The organism is Hymenobacter mellowenesis, assembly GCF_030581005.1.
Classification (GTDB): domain Bacteria; phylum Bacteroidota; class Bacteroidia; order Cytophagales; family Hymenobacteraceae; genus Hymenobacter; species Hymenobacter mellowenesis.
On the sequence record NZ_JAUQSX010000024.1, the window covers coordinates 1 to 18,769 of the forward strand.

General features: G+C 67.1%; 10 protein-coding genes. 6 read left to right on the forward strand and 4 right to left on the reverse strand.

All coding sequences use genetic code 11. The features are described 5' to 3' along the window. A partial coding sequence (locus Q5H92_RS26215) for a T9SS type A sorting domain-containing protein (protein WP_305014541.1) occupies nucleotides 1-1,311 on the forward strand: 1,311 nt, incomplete at its 5' end. 108 nt (nucleotides 1,312-1,419) lie between these two features. Here the strand turns inward: Q5H92_RS26215 and Q5H92_RS26220 are convergent. From Q5H92_RS26220 to clpX, 3 genes are all read right to left on the reverse strand, one after another. After that, a complete protein-coding gene (locus tag Q5H92_RS26220) occupies nucleotides 1,420-3,939 on the reverse strand; it encodes a DUF3160 domain-containing protein (protein ID WP_305014542.1) in 2,520 nt (839 codons plus the stop codon). Between the two features lie 21 nt (nucleotides 3,940-3,960). Next, on the reverse strand, nucleotides 3,961-5,457 hold the full coding sequence (locus Q5H92_RS26225) for a CapA family protein (RefSeq protein WP_305014543.1): 1,497 nt from the start codon (nucleotides 5,455-5,457) through the stop codon (nucleotides 3,961-3,963). A 159-nt stretch (nucleotides 5,458-5,616) separates the two neighbouring features. Next, nucleotides 5,617-6,840, reverse strand: a complete 1,224-nt coding sequence (gene clpX / locus Q5H92_RS26230) for an ATP-dependent Clp protease ATP-binding subunit ClpX (protein ID WP_305014544.1) — start codon at nucleotides 6,838-6,840, stop codon at nucleotides 5,617-5,619. 294 nt (nucleotides 6,841-7,134) lie between these two features. Here clpX and Q5H92_RS26235 point away from each other — a divergent pair, with 294 nt between their 5' ends. The 4 genes from Q5H92_RS26235 to Q5H92_RS26250 all read left to right on the forward strand — a co-directional run bounded on the left by Q5H92_RS26235 (nucleotide 7,135) and on the right by Q5H92_RS26250 (nucleotide 13,316). Next, the gene (locus Q5H92_RS26235) at nucleotides 7,135-11,292 is read left to right on the forward strand and encodes a hybrid sensor histidine kinase/response regulator transcription factor (RefSeq protein ID WP_305014545.1); all 4,158 of its coding nucleotides are present in this window, start codon (nucleotides 7,135-7,137) and stop codon (nucleotides 11,290-11,292) included. 330 nt (nucleotides 11,293-11,622) lie between these two features. Continuing rightward, a complete protein-coding gene (locus Q5H92_RS26240) occupies nucleotides 11,623-12,249 on the forward strand; it encodes a GNAT family N-acetyltransferase (RefSeq protein WP_305014546.1) in 627 nt (208 codons plus the stop codon). A 78-nt stretch (nucleotides 12,250-12,327) separates the two neighbouring features. Further along, the gene (locus Q5H92_RS26245; protein ID WP_305014547.1) at nucleotides 12,328-12,492 is read left to right on the forward strand and encodes a hypothetical protein; all 165 of its coding nucleotides are present in this window, start codon (nucleotides 12,328-12,330) and stop codon (nucleotides 12,490-12,492) included. 50 nt (nucleotides 12,493-12,542) lie between these two features. Then, entirely contained in the window at nucleotides 12,543-13,316 is a 774-nt protein-coding gene (locus tag Q5H92_RS26250) for a hypothetical protein (protein ID WP_305014548.1), read from the forward strand. A gap of 19 nt (nucleotides 13,317-13,335) precedes the next feature. On the opposite strand, the gene Q5H92_RS26255 is transcribed toward Q5H92_RS26250, so the two are convergent. After that, nucleotides 13,336-14,076, reverse strand: a complete 741-nt coding sequence (locus Q5H92_RS26255) for a helix-turn-helix transcriptional regulator (protein WP_305014549.1) — start codon at nucleotides 14,074-14,076, stop codon at nucleotides 13,336-13,338. A 341-nt stretch (nucleotides 14,077-14,417) separates the two neighbouring features. Between Q5H92_RS26255 and Q5H92_RS26260 the strand changes: the two genes are divergently transcribed. Next, nucleotides 14,418-18,521 (forward strand): two-component regulator propeller domain-containing protein, encoded by a 4,104-nt coding sequence (locus Q5H92_RS26260; protein ID WP_305014550.1) that lies wholly within the window; start codon nucleotides 14,418-14,420, stop codon nucleotides 18,519-18,521. Nucleotides 18,522-18,769 lie beyond the last annotated feature (248 nt).

Consider the following 18,769-nt stretch of genomic DNA (forward strand, 5'->3'; position numbering starts at 1 on the left):
GCCACGCAGGTGACGTTCAACGGCACGGTGGCCCCGACGTTCACCGTCAACTCGGCCACCCAGATTACGGTGACGGTGCCCACGGGCGCCACCACCGGCCTGATTGGCGTGACCACCGCGGGCGGTACCGGCACTTCGACGACTGTCTTCACGATTCCCGTGCTGATAAATGACCTGTGCACCGACGCCATTGCCCTGACTTGCGGCCAGACCGTGAACGGCACGACGGTGGGCGCTACCACGGCCGGCGACCCCACGGGCACCTGCTCCACCATCACCATCGACGGCGGTGGGGTGTTCTACAGCGTTGTGGGCACGGGCCGTGCCATCACGGTATCTACCTGCGCTGCCGCTACCAGCTTCGACACCAAGCTCTTCGTGTACCGCGGCGGCTGTGGGGCCTTCATCTGCGTGGCTGCCAACGACGACATTACCTGCGCCGCCCGCCAGTATGCGTCAGGCGTCACGTTCAACTCGACCCTTGGCACCACTTACTACATCATGGTAAGCGGCTACGGCACGGCCAACGGCACGTTTGCCCTGAACGTGAACTGCGTGCCGCCGGCTCCGGTCATCACCAGCCTGAGCCCGGTTTCCGGCCAGGTAGGCACCACGGTGACCCTGACGGGCACCGACTTCACGGGCGCCACGGCGGTTACGCTTAACGGCCAGAACGTGACCAATATCAACGTGGTGAATGCCACGACCATCACCTTCACCGTGCCCACCAACGCTGCCACGGGCAACGTGGTGGTGACCACGGCCGGCGGCGCCAGCAACGGCGTCCTGTTCACGGTGCTGCCCGCCACCATTACGTCGATGAGCCCGGCCAGCGGCCCGGTTGGTACTATCGTGACCCTGACGGGTACTGGCTTGGCCGGTGTAACGGGTGTGACGCTCAACGGCGTGACTGTCACCACCTTCACGGTGGTGAACGGTACAACCATCACCTTTACGGTGCCCACCGGTGCCACCACCGGCAACGTGGTGTTGACGTCGCCTGCCGGTGCCAGCGCCGGTAGCTCCTTCACCGTGACGCTGATTTCGTCCACCGCCAACGCCGCCCGGAGCGAGTTCAGCGTGTGGCCCAACCCCGTGGCCGGCAAAGGTGCCCTGCACGTAACGCTGGCTGTGCCCGCGGCTTCGGCATCCCTGACCCTTTACAATGTGCTGGGCCAGGTTGTGAGCACCCGCAGCTTCGGCGGCAGCGGCACTGAGTTGCCGATGGCCGGTCTGGCCGCTGGCACCTACCTGCTGAGCGTGCAGACGCCGGGCCGTGCGCCCAGCATCCAGCGCGTGGTAGTGGAGTAAGTTGGGGTATTAATTGAGGCCTTTGGGCTTCGGATATAAAAAAGGCCCGCCGGTTTGGCGGGCCTTTTTTGTGTTTAGCGGCGGGCATCGGCCTCGCTCTCGCAAAGCCTAATACAGGCCGTCGACCTCTTTGGTGTTGACTTTGGGAATGGGTACGATGAGCTCGCGCAGCCAGCTAGGCCGGGCCGGCGGCGCGGTTTTCAGCTTGGCCTGCCACTCTTCGTCGTTGAGGGGGCCGGCGTTTTGGAATTCGTAGTAGCTGAACACCGGGCCCACGGCCACCACCGTGGTGCCGTTGATTTCGACCACGGTGTAGAGGGCATCCACGGCGCCCACTGCTTCCTCCAGCACCAGGCTGTTGTAGGCGTACACGTCGGCGGTCACGCCCAGGTGGCGTTCCCGCTCGGGCAGGTGGTCGGTTTTGAGGATGTCGAAGGTCAGGAACTCGGCCCAGCCACCGATTTGCGACAGGTCCACCATGTCGCTTTCGCTCACCTTTTCGCGACGCAGCTCCTGCTGGGTAATACGGCGCATGGTGCTGATTTTATCGCGCAGCTCCTTGTTCAGGCCGCTCAGGTGCGGGGTGTTGGCCTTCAGGCGGGTGAGGGACTGCTCCTGAAAAGCCAGCAAGCTCAGGGCCGCGTCCCAGAACGGCAGGTTGGGCTCCACGTAGGCCAGGATGATGGGCGGGGGCGGGCCGCCCTCGCCGCCACCGCCCATTTCGGCCGCCTGCGGCTGCTCGGAGTACAGCAGCAGGTCGTGCTTCAGCTCGGCCCAGCCGCCGAGGGCCGTGCTCAGGTTGCGCTTTTGCCAGGCCGGCGTGGCCGCAAACAGCGGCGTGCCCGGGGCCGGCGGTGCGGGCTTGTTGAGACTGAGCAAGGTTTGCAGGGTTTTGGTGTAGAGGTTGCGGTCCCAGGCCGGGGCGGCGCCGAACTGCTGCTGCAGCCGCTTCAGTGTATCGGGGAAAGCGGGCCACTGCGCGGCTTCGCGGTAGTGGTTCAGCAGCACATCCTGGGCGGCCCGGGTGCCGAAGGTGGCAAACACATCGAGCCCCTTGGGGAACTTGCGCTTGCCGTTGCGCACCTCGGTCAGGCGCGAGAGAATTTCCGCATCGAAGGTGTAGCGGCCGGCCGTGAACTGCAGAAAGGGCCGGTCGAGGGCCTCCTGGGCGTGGGCCGTGATGCCTTTGGCGTGCACGCGGTCGGTGCCGACGGCCACCAGGGCCGAGCGCAGACGGGCCAGCACGGCGGGGGCGGCCAGCTCGTCCAGCGTTTTGCCGGCGTATTCGGGGCGAGCCAGCAGCCTGAGTAGGTGGGTGAGCGAGCGGTTGTCCTCGTCGCCCACTAGCACGTCGAGCACATGGGTAAAAGTCTGGAAACCCTGCGTGGCGGCCGGGTTGCCGGCCAGAGCTTTGGCCAGCGCCACGGCCCGCAGCAGGCCCGCGTCGGTGTCCAGGAAAACCGGGGCCGTGTTCAGCCACTTCACTGTGCGGAAATAGCGCTTCGTGGTGTCGTTGCGGGTGTAGATGCCGCGCGGCTTCAGCGCCTGGTACTGGTAGAGCGAGTCTTTGAGCAGCAGCGAACCCTTGCCATCGGCCTGGGTGGCGTTGGCAATTTCCAGCAGGGCGTCGGCGGCGTAGGTTGGCGGCACTTGGCCCGACTGCCCGGTGAGCAGGCTCTGGCCCACGGCGTAGTAGGCGGCGGCCCACTCGGCGGCGTCGCGGGCGTCGGGCTGCCGGGCCTGGGCGGCCAGGGTGCGGGCCTGGGCATTGCCCTGACGCAGCATGGTGGCCACCACGGGCAGCAGCCGTTGCTCTTCCACATCTTCCAGAATGCTGTTCAGGTACTTGTGCAGCAGCTGCAAAAACAAATCGGTGGTGACGAAGGCTGGCGTGAAGGCGTATTCGCCCTTGTCGTACAGATAGAAAAGCTGCTCCTCCTTAGTGGGCACCAGGGCGAAGTTGTGGCGGGCCAGCACCGTGCGCAGGGCCGGCGGCAGCATGAACTCGCGCTGGTTGGTGATGAAATCGGGGCCAATCATGGGGTAGCCGCCCTGCGGGGCCACGCGGCCGACCAACAGCTTGGCTTCGAGGGCCTTCACTTTCTGCTCGAAGGCGGCTTCCTGCCGGTTGAGCGGCACGGGGAGCATTTCCTTGGGCAGCTCTTTGCCGGTCGAGTCCATTTCCTCGCTCCACACCGGCTTGTACCAGTTGGTTTTATCGAAATAGCGCCGCAACGTGGCATTCATAAAGCAGTAGCCGTTGCGGGCGTAGAGCGTATTGCGCAGCAGCACCAGGTCGAGGTAGGACTTGCCGGCCAGGCTCTGGGCGTAGTCGAAAGCCGGCAGCGGCTTGCGCTTCGCAGGGCTCTCAGAAGCGTACTCGGGCGCGGGCTCGAAATACTCTCTGATGTAGGGCCGGGCGTACACTTTGGCCAGCGCGCTCTTGTCTTCGGTGAGCACCACGGGCACCTGTTCGCCAAAGCCGTTGTCGTGCAGGGCACTGCCGACGGGCGCTACCGGCCCCGCCGCCGGAGCCGCCGCCGTGTGGCGCTCCCAGAGCAGGTAGCCCGCGGCCAGCGCCAGCAAAACGGCCAGGCCGATAACAGAGAGTAAAAGCTTGCGGTTCATGCAGATAGGAAAGAGTAAGGTTTATAAAAAGAAAGCTTGGTAAGCCGCGTCCAGCGACTGCCGCCGGGCCCCAAGGCCATCGAGCGCCAGCCCAAAGCCCTGCCAATGATAGCGCCCGACGCAGTAGCGGCCGTCGGGCGCCTGCTCCAGAGTGCGAACATCGGTCCGGCCGCCCGGCGCCCGCTCCGTTCGGAAGTAGAGCAGGCGGTACGTCAGCCGCGAGCCGCGCCAGCGCGGCTGCAGCCGCCCCGCCGAGTCGAGCGCGTACACAAACAGCCGCCGGTGCCGGACGTTGTCGAACCGGGTAGGCTTGATGGGTCCGATGAGCAAGTCGAGGTAGCCGTCGTTGTCTACGTCGCCCGCGCCAAAGGCATAAATCGGAAACCGAAAATCGACCACGGAAGCGCCGCCGTTGCGGGTGGGCAGCCAAATCTGGGTTTGGCGGGCGTGGGCCAGTCGGCGCAGCCGGGCCGTGGCGGGCCCGGCCGGCCCCGTGATGGCTGCTTGCCGGCTAAAAAAGCCCGGCACCGAATCGGGGGCCGCGCCCGGGCCGGTGGGTTGCAGCTGCCAGCCGCCCGCCGACACCGGCAGCAGCCGCACATCGGGCGAGTAGCGCCGGATGCGGGCCGCCAGGGCCGCCTGCGCCCGGACCGTGGCGGCGCGGGGCACGGCCCCCACCAGCTGCAACGGCCGCAGATAGGTGGCGGCCACGCGCCCGGCGCGCAGGTCAAAATCGGCCTGCACCGCGAGGCTGGTGGCTGCGCCGCGCTGGTCGAACAGGAAATTGCCGAGGCTGTAGAGAATGGGCCGGCCGCGGTAGTATTCCACGGTTTGCACCACGTGCGGGTGGGCGCCCACCACGGCCGCCGCCCCGCAGTCGACGAGGGTGCGGGCCTGTTGCCGCTGCTGCTCGGTGGGGCGGCCGGCGTACTCGGTGCCCCAGTGCAGGTACACCAGCACCGCCCGTTGCGGAAACAGAGTTTTGTAGGCGGCCAGCCGCTCGCACAGCGCCGCGAAATCGCGCCCGCACACGCAACCCTCGCCCGGCACCCCCACCCGAAACCCGGAATACGCCAGCACGGCCACGCTGCTGTCCGGGCCCAGCAGGGTGGGGAGGCAGCCGGTAGTTGAATCGGGCTGGTAGCCCAGCGGGCCCAGCCGGGCCATACGCGCCGCCCGGGCGGTGGCGCGCAGCCCCGGCAGGTGCTGGTCGAGGGTGTGGTTGTTGGCCAGCGAAACGTGGGTCAGGCCCAGCCGGCGCAGCCAGCCGGTCCACCGCGGCACCCCCCGAAACGTAAATTGCTTGGCGGCTGGCTGCTCGTGCGTCGTCAGCGGGCATTCCAGGTTGCCGATGACGTAGCGGCTGCCGGCCCACCAGCTACGGGTGCGCTGGGCCAGGACGGTGCTGTCGCGGGCCAAGGCGGCGGGCACACCGCGGTCCAGCAGCACGTCGCCCACGATGCTTAGTCGCAGCGGTTTCTCAGGCTTATGCTGGCACGCGGCAACTACTGTGCTCATAACCAGCAGCAACCGCTGAAGCCAGACAAAGGAGGACATGGAAAGAAGCGGCCAGCCAAAAAGTGAATGACGAAGGTAGCGGCGGCCCCACAGACATGGTACAAAAAGGCCTGTCTGGTAATCCAGACAGGCCTCTTAACCTTCAACTCTTAACCGACCTTACGCCGCGCGCATGTGGCGCAGCGGCGATTTCTCGAACTTGCTGCGGCAGTAGCTCAGGTTGATGAGCAGCTTGTCGGCGTCTGCCTCGGAGGGCATTTCGAACATGGCATCGGTCATGATGCTCTCGCAGATGGAGCGCAGGCCGCGCGCGCCGAGGCGGTACTCGTCGGCTTTTTCCACGATGTATTCCAGGGCGTCCTCGGTGAAGTCGAGCGCAATGTTTTCCATGCCGAACAGGCGCTTGTACTGGCGCACGAGCGAGTTCTTAGGTTCGGTCAGAATCATGCGCAGCGTGGTGCGGTCCAGCGGGTTGAGGTGGGTGAGCACCGGCAGGCGGCCGATGAGCTCGGGAATCAGGCCGAAACTTTTGATGTCCTGGGCCGACACGTAGCGCAGGAAATTCTGGGTGTCCACCTGCTCATCAAGGTTGGTTTTGGCGAAGCCCATCGGCTTGGTGTTCAGGCGGCTCTTGATGATGCGGTCGAGGCCCGAGAAGGCGCCGCCGCAAATGAAGAGGATGTTCTCGGTGTTCACCGAAATCATCTTCTGCTCGGGGTGCTTGCGCCCGCCCTGGGGCGGCACGTTGATGTTGGTGCCTTCGAGCAGCTTGAGTAAGGCCTGCTGCACGCCCTCGCCGCTCACGTCGCGCGTGATGCTGGGGTTGTCGCTCTTGCGGGCAATCTTGTCAATTTCGTCGATGTACACGATGCCGCGCTCGGCGGATTCGAGGTTATAGTCAGCGGCTTGCAGCAAGCGGGTGAGGATGCTTTCCACGTCTTCGCCCACGTAGCCGGCCTCGGTCAGCACCGTGGCATCGGCAATGCAGAAGGGCACTTGCAGGATTTTGGCCAGCATGCGTGCCAGGAAGGTCTTGCCGGTGCCGGTTTCGCCCACCATGATGATGTTCGACTTCTCAATCTGCACCTCATCCTCCGAGGGCTTCTGCATCAGGCGCTTGTAGTGGTTGTACACTGCCACCGACATCACGCGCTTGGCTTCGTCCTGGCCCACCACGTACTGGTCGAGGTGCTCCTTGATGGCTTTGGGCTTGATGAGGTTGAATTTCGGCTGCTTGCTGGCATCCTGGGCTTTGGCTTCTTCGTCGAGAATGTGCTGAGCCTGGCCCACGCACTTCTCGCAGATGTGGGCGTTGATGCCCGAAATCATGACGGCGACTTCGCGCTTGCTCTTATTGCAAAAGGAACAGGATATTTCGGCCACGGAATAGGGAATAGAGAGGGATGGAGGGCTGGTTTTTGGACAAGCGGGCTCAAAGGTACGACATGCCCAACGCCTTCGGCGAGAAAAATGGTGCCCCGTCGCAAAGACTAAGATACTGCGCTGGGCAGATATTGCGTAGCTTTAAAAGTTCCGGCGCCGGGGCAGGCCGGGTGCGCTGCAGGCAATTATTCACTGGTTGAAACCTGGTCCGCTATGTTTAACAGACGATTAAGGACTCCGGTCGTTGGCCAAAGGTGGCGCGGGCTGCTTTGCATAATTTGGGTTGGTCTGTTATTGTTCGGCCCCGGGCTGCCCCGGGCCCAAGCCCAAACGCTGCCCTACCGCAGCTTCGGCCTGAGCCAGGGCCTGCCCGAAACCAGCGTGAGTGACCTGGCCCAGGACGGCCAGGGCCGGCTCTGGGTGGTGTCGGAAGTGGGCGCGGCCTGGTACGACGGCCACGCCTTTCATTCCCTCACCACCAGTTCGGGCCTGCCCAACACCCGCGTCACCACCCTGGCCGCCGCGGCCGGGCCGCAAGCGGGCATGTGGCTGGGCTTGCGCGACGGCTCGCTGTGCTATTTTGACCCCGCCACCGGCCGGGCGCGCCGCATCACGCCGCGCTCGACCGAGCGTTTCGCCCAGGTGCTCACCCTGCTGCCGCAGGGCCGCGGGGTGCAGCGGCGCCTGTGGGTGGGCACGGCCGGCGGGGCCCTCTACTGCCTGCGCTGGCCTCAGGCTTCTGCCTCCGGCGACAGCCTGGCCGCGCCCACGGTGCTGCCCGTGCAGGCGCCCGCCGCCCACGAGGCGCTTCCCATGGCGGTGAATGCCCTGGCCCCCGGCCCGGCGGGTGGCCTGTGGGTGGGTTCTGATGCCGGCCTGCGCCTGCTGGACGAAGCCACCGGCCGGCCGCGTCCCCTCCCCGCCGGCCTGCCCGCCGAACTGCGCACCGGCGCCGTGCTGGGCCTGAGCGCCGCCCCCGATGGCCGCCTGTGGTGCAGCACGCCCACCGCCGGCCTGTTCGTACTCGACCCCACTGCTGCGGGACGCTACCAGGCCCGGCAATACACCACCGCGCAAGGCCTGTGCTCCGACCGCGTGCTGCGGGCCACCGCCGAGGTGGGCCCCGCGGGCCGGGTGTGGGTGCTCACCGGCAAAGGCCTATGCTATCTGCCCACCGCCACGGCCTCCCTGGCGCGCTGCCTGCCCGGCACCGGCCTCGTGACGCACAGCTACCGCCGTGGCGACTTGCTGCTCGACCGCGAGGGCAACCTGTGGGCCACTTCGGCCAACGGCCTCACGCAGTACCTGCCCGATAGCCGGTTCGTGCTCTTTGATGCCGCCGATGGGCTGCCCGGCACCAAAGTGTATGCGCTGGCGCCCGCCATCGGCGAGGCCGGGGCCTACTGGGTGGGCACCAACAATGGCCTGGCCTTGCTGCGGCCCGGCGCGCCCACGGCCGCGGCGCGCTGCCTGGCACTGCCCCGACGTGAGCCCGATACCTACAACGTGGTTCGGGCCGTGCTGCCCCGCCCCAACGGCGACGTGTGGGTGGGCACCACGCAGGGCGGCTCGGGGGTGTGGGAGGCGGGCCGAAAACGCTGGCGCCTGCTCAGTACTGAAATTCCGCCCTTGGCCGAAACCACGGTGGCCAATATGCTGGAAGACCGGTACGGCCGCATCTGGCTGGCCACCGAAACCAATGGCTTGGTGGTGTACGACCCCGCCACGGCCCGCTTCGAGCAGTACGTGGGGCCCGCCCTGGCCGGCGCCCGGCGCGTGATGAAGCTGCTGCGCAGCCGCGCGGGCACCATCTGGCTGGGCACCGAGGGCGCCGGGCTGGTGCGGGCCGAAGAAGTGGCGCCAACCCGCGCCGGCGCGGCCCCGGGCTTGCGTTTCAAGGCCGTGGCTCCGCGCCCGACTTCGGCCGAGCCGTTGTCCATTTTTTCGATGAGCGAAGACGGGCGTGGCCGGCTGTGGCTGAGCAGTTTTGGCGAAGGTATTTTCACCTACGACCCCGCCCAGCCGGCCGCTGGCCTGCGCCCGGTGCCGCTGCGCGATGCGCCGGGCGTGCACATCAATAACCCGTATTTTGTGCAGTGCGATGCGGCGGGGGCCGTGTGGCTGGGTACCACCCGCGGCCTGGTGCGCTACCAACCCACCAACGGACAGCAGGAGTTTTTTGGGTACGAAGAAGGCTTTATTGGCCAAGAAACCGGCATTAATGCCGTACTGGCCGAGCCGAATGGCACCCTCTGGGCCGGCACCGTGGCGGGCCTGATGCGCTACCTGCCCACCGGTGTCCGGCCCAACCGCGTGCCGCCCCATCCGCACCTGACGGGCCTGCGCATGTTCATGCGCGACACGGCCCTGCGGCCCGGGGCCGTGCTGCCGCACCAACTCAACCACCTCACCTTCGACTACGGCGCCGTCAGCCTCACCAACCCCGGCCGCGTGCGCTACCAGTACCGGCTGGCCGGGTTCGAGAGCCGGTGGAACGGGCCGCTGGTAGCCCGCTCGGCCACCTACACCAACCTGCCGCCCGGTAGCTACCGCTTCGAGCTACGGGCCGCCAATGAATCGGGCGCGTGGAGCCCCCGGCCCATGGCTTACTCGTTCAGTATCCGGCCGCCGTGGTGGCGCACGTGGTGGGCTTATCTGCTGTACGCGAGTGGCTTTGGCTGGCTACTTTACGCCGTGCGCGCCTACACTAAAGCCCGGGAGCGCGACCGCGCTGACCGCCAGCTCGAACACCAAGCCCTGACCTATTTGAAAGAGCTGGACCGGGTAAAAACCGATTTTTTCACCAACGTCAGCCACGAGCTGCGCACGCCGCTCACCCTCATTCTAGGCCCGGCCGAGCTGCTGGCCACCGCCCCCGCCGACCCCGCCGTGCGGCAGCAGGGCGGCGTGGTGCTGCGCAACGCCCGCCGCCTGCTCACCCTCATCAACCAACTTCTCGACCTGAGCAAGCTCGAAGCCGGGGCGCTGCGCCTGCTGCCCACCTCCGGCGATGCCGCGGCCGAAGTGCGCCAGCTGGTGGCCTCGTTCATGTCCCTGGCCGAAAGCCGCCGGATTACGCTGCACTGCGAAACCCCCGCCGGGCCTGTGCCGCTGGTATTTGACGCTGGCAAGCTGGAGGAAATAATTACTAACTTGCTATCCAATGCTTTACGGTTCGCGCCTATGGGCGGGAGTGTCACGGTGTCGGTAACGGAGCGGCTGGCCACCATGGCTGCGCCGGCCGGCAGCGTGGCCGTGGCCGTGCGCGACACCGGCCCCGGCATTGCCGCCGAGGATTTGCCGCATTTGTTCGACCGGTTCTACCAAGCCAATAATCAAGCCGACCAGCAGCGCACCGGCACCGGCATCGGCCTGGCGCTCGTGCGTGAGCTGGCGGCCCTGCACGGCGGCTCCGTGACCGTGGCGAGCGCGCCCGGCGTCGGCGCCACTTTCACGGTGGAAATCCCGCGCGGCCTGCGGGCGGTGGCCAGCGTGGGCGCGGCAGGGGGGGCGCCGCTTGCTGCCGCCAAAAGCGAAGCCATTCCGCCGGCAACGCCGGCAGCTGGCGAAACAACCGATGCCGCACCTTCGCCTGACCTGGACCGCGAAACCGTGCTGATTATTGAGGACAACGACGAGGTGCGCGAGTTTATCCGGGCTACGCTGGCGCCGGCTGGCTACCGCCTACTGCTGGCGGCCGACGGCCTGGCCGGCGTGGCCACGGCCCGGGCCGAAGTGCCCGATTTGGTGCTGAGCGACGTGATGATGCCCGGCCTGGACGGCTACCAGGCCTGCCAGCAGCTCAAAACCGACCCCGCCACCAGCCACATCCCAGTGGTGCTGCTCACCGCCAAATCGAGCCCCGATGCCAAGCTGGAAGGCCTCGAAACCGGCGCCGACAGCTTTCTGGCCAAGCCCTTCAGCCCGCGCGAGCTGCTGGCCCAGGTGCGCAACCTGCTGGCCCTGCGCCGGCGGGTGCAGGCTCGCTTCGCCGCCGAGCAGGCCGCCACCAATGCTGCGGAGGGTGGGAGGGAGGTCATCGCACCCCCGCTGGCCAAAGCCGACCCGTTGGCCGCCCACCTGGCCGCCGTGGCTGGCCGGCCTTCGCTCGACCAGGAATTTCTGCGCCGCACCAGCGAAGCCGTGCTCCGGCACCTGGCCGATGAGGACTTCGGCGTCGACCAGCTGGGCAATGACATTGGCATGAGCCGCACCCAGGTGCACCGCAAGCTCAAGGCTCTCACTGGGCAGTCGCCGGGCGAGTACATCCGGGGCATGCGCCTGCACCGGGCGCTGGCGCTGCTGCGGGCGCAGGTGGGCACGGTGGCGGAGGTGTCGTACCAGGTGGGATTTGGAAGTCCGGCAGCTTTTTCCACGGCCTTTTCGCGGCAGTTTGGCTACCCACCCAGCGCGGCGGTGCGCCACGCCGAAGTCGATAAGAGCGAAATCTAGCGCCGCCGCGTCTGCTGATAATAGGGAAGAAATACAACCCGCTCAGTTCCCCAAACCGGCCCGGCCGGCGGGCGCTGGGCGGGTTGTGCGCTGATAAACAAGGGCCGTGCTACAAATACATAAGCATCTGCAACGCTGACGAAAGCCGCGCAACCAGCGCCAACGCATTGGCAACGCCCACGAATGTGCCGAGGAGAAGGCGGCCGTTGCTTTGGCATCATCGAAATGGTGCGGCGCTAGCTCATCCTGTGGCCGGCAATAGTGCTACTAGCCAGGAGCTCCGAACCGCCGCCCGATGCCTGCCCGCGCCACCCTCGCCCGTTGCCGCTCATGACCACCAACCTGCCTGCCCGCCGCCTGGAGCCTGCCGATTTGAGCTGGGCCGCCGCCTTTCTGGAGGTGGCCTGCGCCGACCACCCCATGCTCAGCTATTGCTGCCGCGGGCCGAAGGCCGACGAGCAACGCCTGTGGCTGCTGGAGCAACTGTTGCGCTTTGGCCTGCGCTACGGCCGCGTGTACACCAACGCCGAAGGCAACGCGCTGGCCGTCTGGCTTGGTCCCGAGCACTCGGCGGCCACGCTGCGCCGCCTACTGCGCACGGGCCTGCTGCCGGCTGCGCTGTGGCGCCTCAATTGGGCGGGGTTCCAGCGGTTGCGGCACTTTTTGGTGGCCACCACGTGGCTGCGGCGCCACAGCCTCGCGGGCTCCAGCCATTTCTACCTGCTGGCCCTGGCCGTGCACCCCGCCAACCGGGGCCAAGGCCTGGGCCGAAGCCTGCTTCGCGTGACGCTGGCCGCTATGCAGGCCGGCCACTCGGCCTGCTACCTCGATACCCAGCAGCCCGCGCAACTGGCTTTCTTTCAGCGTCTGGGCTTCCGGGCCACGGGCCAGTGTGCCACTGGCCGCGCCGCCGATGCTCCTACCAACTGGGGCCTGCTACGCGAAGCCCAGGCCTGACCATTCATCATTGCCACTGTTCTTTCAAGCCGTTCTTATAAACCGTCACTCTCTCTCAACTTCCTTTTGTTCAATATCATGGACACTCACACTACGCATCTGCAATTGGTATTCCTCGCCTCCACCGTCAGCCCGGCCTGGGTCACGGGGTGGGCATTCACGGCCACGCCGGCTCCGCTGCCACGCCCGGTCCCCGCCAATGCAGCCCCGGCCCGCATACGCCTGGCCGTGGTTGGGGCCTGATTGCACGCTCGTTTTTTCATTTCTCTTACTCCCTCATTTCCCATCTATCTATGTCAACATTTTACCAGACCTTGTTCGTTGCCGCTGGCTTGGCAGTGCTGCCACTGGCCGCCGCCCAGGCCCAGTCCCAGCCTGTGCGCAAAGCCGTGGCCAAGCCTGCCGCCAAGCCCGCCCCAAAGCCTGCGGCAAAACCAGGCACTCGGCCCGCCCCAAAACCAGCGCCCAAGCCAGCCCCGCCGGCTCGCGCCGCCGCTCCGGCCCCAGCGCCGGCGCCCGCCACGGCTCCGCCGCCCCCACCCCCGCCCGCATCCGCGACGGTCGACACGCAGCCCTTCGATGTGGGCGACAACGTGGTGAACGTGGGTATTGGGTTCGGCAACCGCTACGGCTACGGCACGGCGTTTTTTGGAGGCTCCAGCTCGGTATCGCCCGCCCTGAGTGTGTCTTATGAGCGTGGCCTGTTGCCCCTGGGGCCGGGCGTGCTGGGTGCAGGCTTATTTGTGGGCTATCAGGGGGCCACGTACAACTTTGGCAGCGGCGACAAATGGAAATTCACCGACATTGTGGTGATGCTGCGCGGCGCCTTTCATTACCCGGTGCTGCCCAAGCTCGATACCTACGGCGGCGTGGGCCTGGGTTTGCGGCACGCCGGGGTTTCATTCGAGGGCAACTCGTTTTATAATGTAGGCGCGGCCAGCTCCAACGATGTGGCCTTGGGCTTGTTCGTGGGCGGGCGCTACTATTTCACACCCGGCATCGGCGCCTTTGCCGAACTGGGCTACGACCAGACCTACCTCAAAATCGGCCTCGCCGGCAAGTTCTGAGGGGCCTGCGGGCCGAGGTTCAGTGCCCGGCCACGGCCCGCAGGCAGGCCGCCGTGCGGTTATCAACGCCCAGCTTGGCGTAGATGCTGCGCAAATGCTGGTGCACCGTGCGCGGGCTGATGCGGCAATGGTGGGCAATTTCCTTGTCGGCCCGGCCCAGCGTGAGCTGGTATAGTACGTCGGCCTCGCGCCGGGTCAGGCCCAGGGCCGCGTCCAGCGCCGGGCGACTGGCCGGTTCCGCGTGCGCGAGCTGGAGCAGGGCCACCAGGTGGGGCTGCACGAAGGCCAGCAAAGCCCGCTCAGTCTCGGTGAAATCGGCGCGGCTGCGCGACAGGGCGCAGGTTGCAAACCCCATCCCCGGCACCTGAAAGCCCACAATGAGCTGGTGCGTGACAGTGATGGGACGGTAGAAATCGTTGAAAATATCGGTCCGGGTGAACTGCCGGTCGGCGCAAAAATCCGTGATTTTGACGGGCGTGGGCACCCGCGCCTGGAACACGGGCCCGAACAGCGGGTGCGTGTGCACATGCTCGGCCAGCCAGCGCAGGGCCTCCGGCGTGAAGAGCGAAGGCGCGTTGCCGCCCAGGTTCAGCATGCGCCCGGCCTCGTCGAACGTGTCGAAACAGGTCATCTCGGCGCCCATCACCCCATTTACCGCGTCGGATAGTTGGGCCAGCAAGTCTTCCGGCCGGGGGGCAGCGTAGAGCGGCACCAGCGCGGCGCTGAGCCGTTGGGCATGCTGAAGAGTGAGCGAAATCATAAGTCAGGAGGCCAGCCGATAACACGCGTAAGCCCGGCTCGAAAATACAACCTGTCTATGGGTAATTTTACCTATTTTACATGCTACTGTCAGCGAATAGCTTTGGAGTCGCTTAAAAAGCCCTCGCCCGTCATGATGCTGTGATTGACTTTGTGAGTTTTTAGATAGATTATTTTGCTTGCCAATGATGCCTAGCCTTGGCGCTAATAGCCGGGCATTTCGCCAGATACAACCTTACCGCCCTACGGCACGGGCCACCCAGTCAAGCCCATTTCCTTTCGCCTTTCCCAAACAACCGCCGCGCCTTCCTACCCTTCGCGGGCGGCGCCCCGGGCCCTTCCATGGTTTCACCACTCCTTGCAAAGCGCCGAACGCTCCTCTACTGGCTCGGCTTGGTGAGCAGCCTCGCCCTGCGGCTGGTGCCGGCCACGGCCCAAACGCTGGCCGTGCGCGCCTACACCACCGCCAATGGCCTGGTACAATCCAGCGTGTATTGCTTGGGGCAGGATGTGCAGGGGCGCCTGTGGGTGGGCACGCAGGGCGGGGTGTGCGTTTTTGATGGCAAGGAATTTCGTAACTACGGCGGCCACGACGGCTTGCCCGATTCCCACGTGCAAGCCGTGGCCCTAGACCCCGACGGGCAAACCGTGTGGCTGGGGCAGAAGTACGCGGGCCTGGCCGCGCTGGGCCCGAGCGGGCGCATTCGGCCGGTGGCACTGCCCGGGCTGCGCGGGGCCGGGCGCATTGCCGGGCTGTGGGCCGGGCCGAATGATTTGTGGGTGGGCTCCAAAGCCCAGGGTGTTTGGCGGTTGCGCTTTGGCGCCGGCCGCCGCGATACTGTGGTGCAGCATTGGTCCACCGCCTACGGCTTACCCGCCGACACCGTGGAATGGATTGGCCCGGGCCTGCGCAATCGCCTGTGGGCTGCCACCCCGCGGGGCCTGCTGCTGTTCGACCGGCGCACCGGCCAGCCCCTGCCGGCCGAGCGGGAGGCCCTGCCGGCGGCCCTGCAGCGGCGCGTGCACGGCTGCTACCAAGTCAACGATTCGGTGGCCTGGGTGGCCGCGGCCGACGGACTGCTGCGCGTGAGCAGCACGCCGCGTGGGTGGCGCTTGCGCCGCTTTGCCCAGCCCAACGGGCTGCCGCCCGGCGAGGTGCTGCGGGTGGTGCAGGACGGCCTGGGCCGGGTGTGGGCCAGCACGGTGGCCGGCCTGTGCCGGGGGCTGCCGCAGCCCGGCGGCCTGCGTTTCCAGCTCATTGCCCGGCGGAGTACCTTCGACAACGACCGGGGCTGCGACGTGCTGGTGGACCGCGAAGGCAGCCTGTGGGCCGCCACCGACGAGGGCGTGAACCAGTACCTCACCGACGAGCGGTTTGCCCAGTACACCACCGCCGACGGCCTGCCGTCCAACGTCGTGACGGCCCTGGCGCAGGCCCGCCCCGACGAGTTGTGGGTGGGTACCCAGCACGACATCGGGCGGCTGCCGCTCACGGCCACCGGCCCGCAGCCCCCGGCGCGCAAGCTGCTGGTGCCCGCCCGCACCGGCCGCGGCCACTACGTGCTCAGCCTGCTGCCCGACCACCGGGGCGGCCTGTGGGTGGGCACGCTGGGCGAAGGCGCCCGCCGCTACGACCTGCAAACCGGCCACTGGGAAACCTACGATGCCAACGTGGAAGGCCTGGCCGGCCAGTACGTGGCGAGCATGGCCGAAGACCGCCGCGGCCGCGTGTGGCTCGTGACGCACCGCCGCGGCGTGACAGTGTACGACCCCAGCAACCAGACTTTTCGCACTTTTCGCAGCGGGCAGCGGGGGCTGCCGAGCGACAACTTCTGGCAGGTGTACCCCGACCGGGCCGGCCGCCTCTGGCTGGCCTCCGACGACGCCGGCCTCGTCAGCGTCGATACCGACCACGACACTTTTCGGCGGGTAGATGGGCAGGAGGGGCGGCTGTCCATAGGCTCCATCAGCGAAGACCGGCGGGGGCACCTCTGGCTGGGGCCCGTGGGCCAGCCGCTGATGCGCTACGAGCCCGCCACCGGCCGCCTGCATACTTACGGCCTGGGCCTGGGCCTGCAATCCATCAACCCCTATTTCGTGCTCTGCGACAGCGCCGACCAGGTGTGGGTGGGCACCCATCTGGGCATCGATGTGCTGGATACCCACAAAAAGACCGTGCGCTCCTACGCGCCGGCCGACGGCTTTCTGGGGGGCGAAACCGACGAAAATGCCGTGCTGCTAAGCCCCGGCGGCCAGATATGGATGGGCACCGTGGGCGGCCTCATGGGCTATGACCCCCACCATGTGCGCCGCGCGGGCGTGCCCCCGCTCATCAACCTCACCAACCTGCGCGTGAACCTGCGCGATACGGCCCTGCGCGCCGGCCTCACGCTGCCATATCATCTTAACGGTCTGAGCTTTGATTTCCGGGGCGTGAGCCTGGCCCGGCCCGGCAGCGTGCGCTACCAGTACCGGCTGCGCGGCCTCGGCGATGCCTGGACGAGCCCCGGCGAGGGCACGGCCGCCACCTTTGCTAACCTGCCGCCGGGGCCATACACCTTTGAGGTGCGGGCCAGCAGCGGCGAGGGCGGCTGGAGTGCGCCGGCGGCGTTTGGCTTCAGCATTGAAGCGCCGTGGTGGCGCCGCTGGTGGGCGTGGTGCCTCTACGCCAGCGCGTTGGTGCTGGCCCTGTACGGCGTGCGTCGGCGCACCCGGCAGCAGGAGCGGGAGCGCGCCGACCGCGACCTGGAGCGCCAGGCGCTGGGCCATTTGCAGGAAATGGACCGGGTGAAAACCGACTTCTTTACCAACATCAGCCACGAGCTTCGCACGCCGCTCACCCTCATTCTGGGACCGGCCGAGCTGCTGGCCCAGGAAGCGCCCGACCCCACCAGCCGCCAGCGCGGCAGCCTGGTGTTGGGGCAGGCCCGCAAGCTCTTGTCGCTTATCAACCAGCTGCTTGACCTGAGCAAGCTCGATGCTGGCGCGCTGCGCCTGCACCCCACCGCCGGCGACGTGGGCCAGCTGGTGCGGCACCTGTTGGCCGGCTTTGAGGACCTGGCGGCCCGCCGGGGCATTGCCCTGCGCCTGGAAGCGCCCATCGGATTTGTGCCGCTGGTGTTTGATGCCGAGAAGCTGGACGAGGTGCTGACCAATCTGCTGGCCAACGCCTTGCGCTTTACGCCGGCCGGCGGGCAGGTCACGCTGCGCCTCGTGGATGGCCCGCCCACGGCGGCCGCGCCCGCCGGCGTAGTGGAACTGGCCGTGCAGGACACCGGCCCCGGCATTGCGTCGGAGCACCTGCTGCACCTGTTCGACCGCTTTTACCAGGCCGGCGCGCCCGAGCAGGCGGTGGCTAGTGAGGAGCGGCAGGGCACGGGCATCGGTCTGGCGCTGGTGCGCGAGCTGGTGGCCCTGCACGGCGGCACCGTGGAGGTGAGCAGCCAGCCCAACCAGGGGGCTTGCTTTGTGGTGCGGCTGCCGCGCGGCGTGCTGGCCGCTGGGGCGGCCGCGCCGCCCGCGCCGTTGCCGGCTCCAGCAGTAGAAACGGCCTTTCCGCCGGCCTTAGAACTGCCTGATGGCCGCTGGGCCGCGCCTTTGCCAGCGTCGAATCCTGCCCCCGAAGCGGCGCTGGTACTCATCATCGAAGACAGCGATGAGGTGCGGGCTTTCATTGCCGAAACGCTGGCGCCAATGGGCTACCGGCTGCTGCTGGCGGCGGACGGAGCGGCGGGGCTGGAGCTGGCGCGGGCGGAAGTGCCGGACCTGGTGGTAAGCGACGTGATGATGCCCGGTCTGAGCGGCTACCAGGTGTGCGCCGCCCTCAAAAACGACCCCGCCACCAGCCACATTCCGGTGGTGCTGCTCACCGCCCGCTCTTCGGCCGACGACCGGCTGGAGGGCCTCGAAACCGGCGCCAACGCCTACCTGCCCAAGCCTTTTCGGCCGCGCGAGCTGCAGGCGCAGCTACGCAGCCTGCTCAGCCTGAGCCAGCAGAACCGCGCCCGCTTCGCCGCGCTGGCCTCGGCCGACAATGCCCCGGCGCCCGCTCCCGCGGGCAAGTTGATGGCGCCCCTGCCCAACCAACTGGCCGTGCACGCGGCGGCCGTGGCCGCGCTGCCTTCCCTCGACCAGGCGTTTTTGGAAAAGTTCGACGCGGTGGTGCTGGCTCATCTGGGCGATGAATCGTACGGCGTCGACCAGCTGGGGCAGGAGCTGGGCCTGAGCCGCACCCAGCTGCACCGCAAGCTGAAGGCCCTCACCGGCCAGGCCCCCGGCGAGTACCTGCGCAACACGCGCCTGCTGCGGGCGCTGGCGCTGCTGCAAGCCAAAGTGGGCACCGTGGCCGAAGTGGCTTACCAGGTGGGCTACGGCAGCCCCGCGCATTTCAGCACGGCGTTTTCGCGGCAGTTCGGCTACGCGCCCAGCACGGTAGGCAAGGAGTAAGGAGGGGGAGGAAGTAAAGATTAAGAACGGGTTCGGGGGCAGTGGATGTAGGGGCGGGGCTTGCCCCCGCCCGGTCGTTGGCGCTGTGCCAGAGACTCCGCTCAATGACCGGGCGGGGGCAAGCCCCGCCCATACATTGTTCTGACTGCGCACCCTTACAAACCCGTTGCCCGCATGCCAAGCGGCACTGACAGGCTATTTCTATTGAAAAAACAAGGCTGATACTGCGTTAAAATCAGTTGAGTGCG

What these genes read in the sequence shown, in the direction of transcription:
- Q5H92_RS26260 (WP_305014550.1), top strand. Translation starts at nt 14,418, where the DNA reads ATGGTTTCACCACTCCTTGCAAAGCGCCGAACGCTCCTCTACTGGCTC.
- Q5H92_RS26245 (WP_305014547.1), top strand. Translation starts at nt 12,328, where the DNA reads ATGGACACTCACACTACGCATCTGCAATTGGTATTCCTCGCCTCCACC.
- Q5H92_RS26250 (WP_305014548.1), top strand. Translation starts at nt 12,543, where the DNA reads ATGTCAACATTTTACCAGACCTTGTTCGTTGCCGCTGGCTTGGCAGTG.
- Q5H92_RS26225 (WP_305014543.1), bottom strand. Translation starts at nt 5,457, where the DNA reads ATGAGCACAGTAGTTGCCGCGTGCCAGCATAAGCCTGAGAAACCGCTG.
- Q5H92_RS26255 (WP_305014549.1), bottom strand. Translation starts at nt 14,076, where the DNA reads ATGATTTCGCTCACTCTTCAGCATGCCCAACGGCTCAGCGCCGCGCTG.
- Q5H92_RS26240 (WP_305014546.1), top strand. Translation starts at nt 11,623, where the DNA reads ATGACCACCAACCTGCCTGCCCGCCGCCTGGAGCCTGCCGATTTGAGC.
- Q5H92_RS26220 (WP_305014542.1), bottom strand. Translation starts at nt 3,939, where the DNA reads ATGAACCGCAAGCTTTTACTCTCTGTTATCGGCCTGGCCGTTTTGCTG.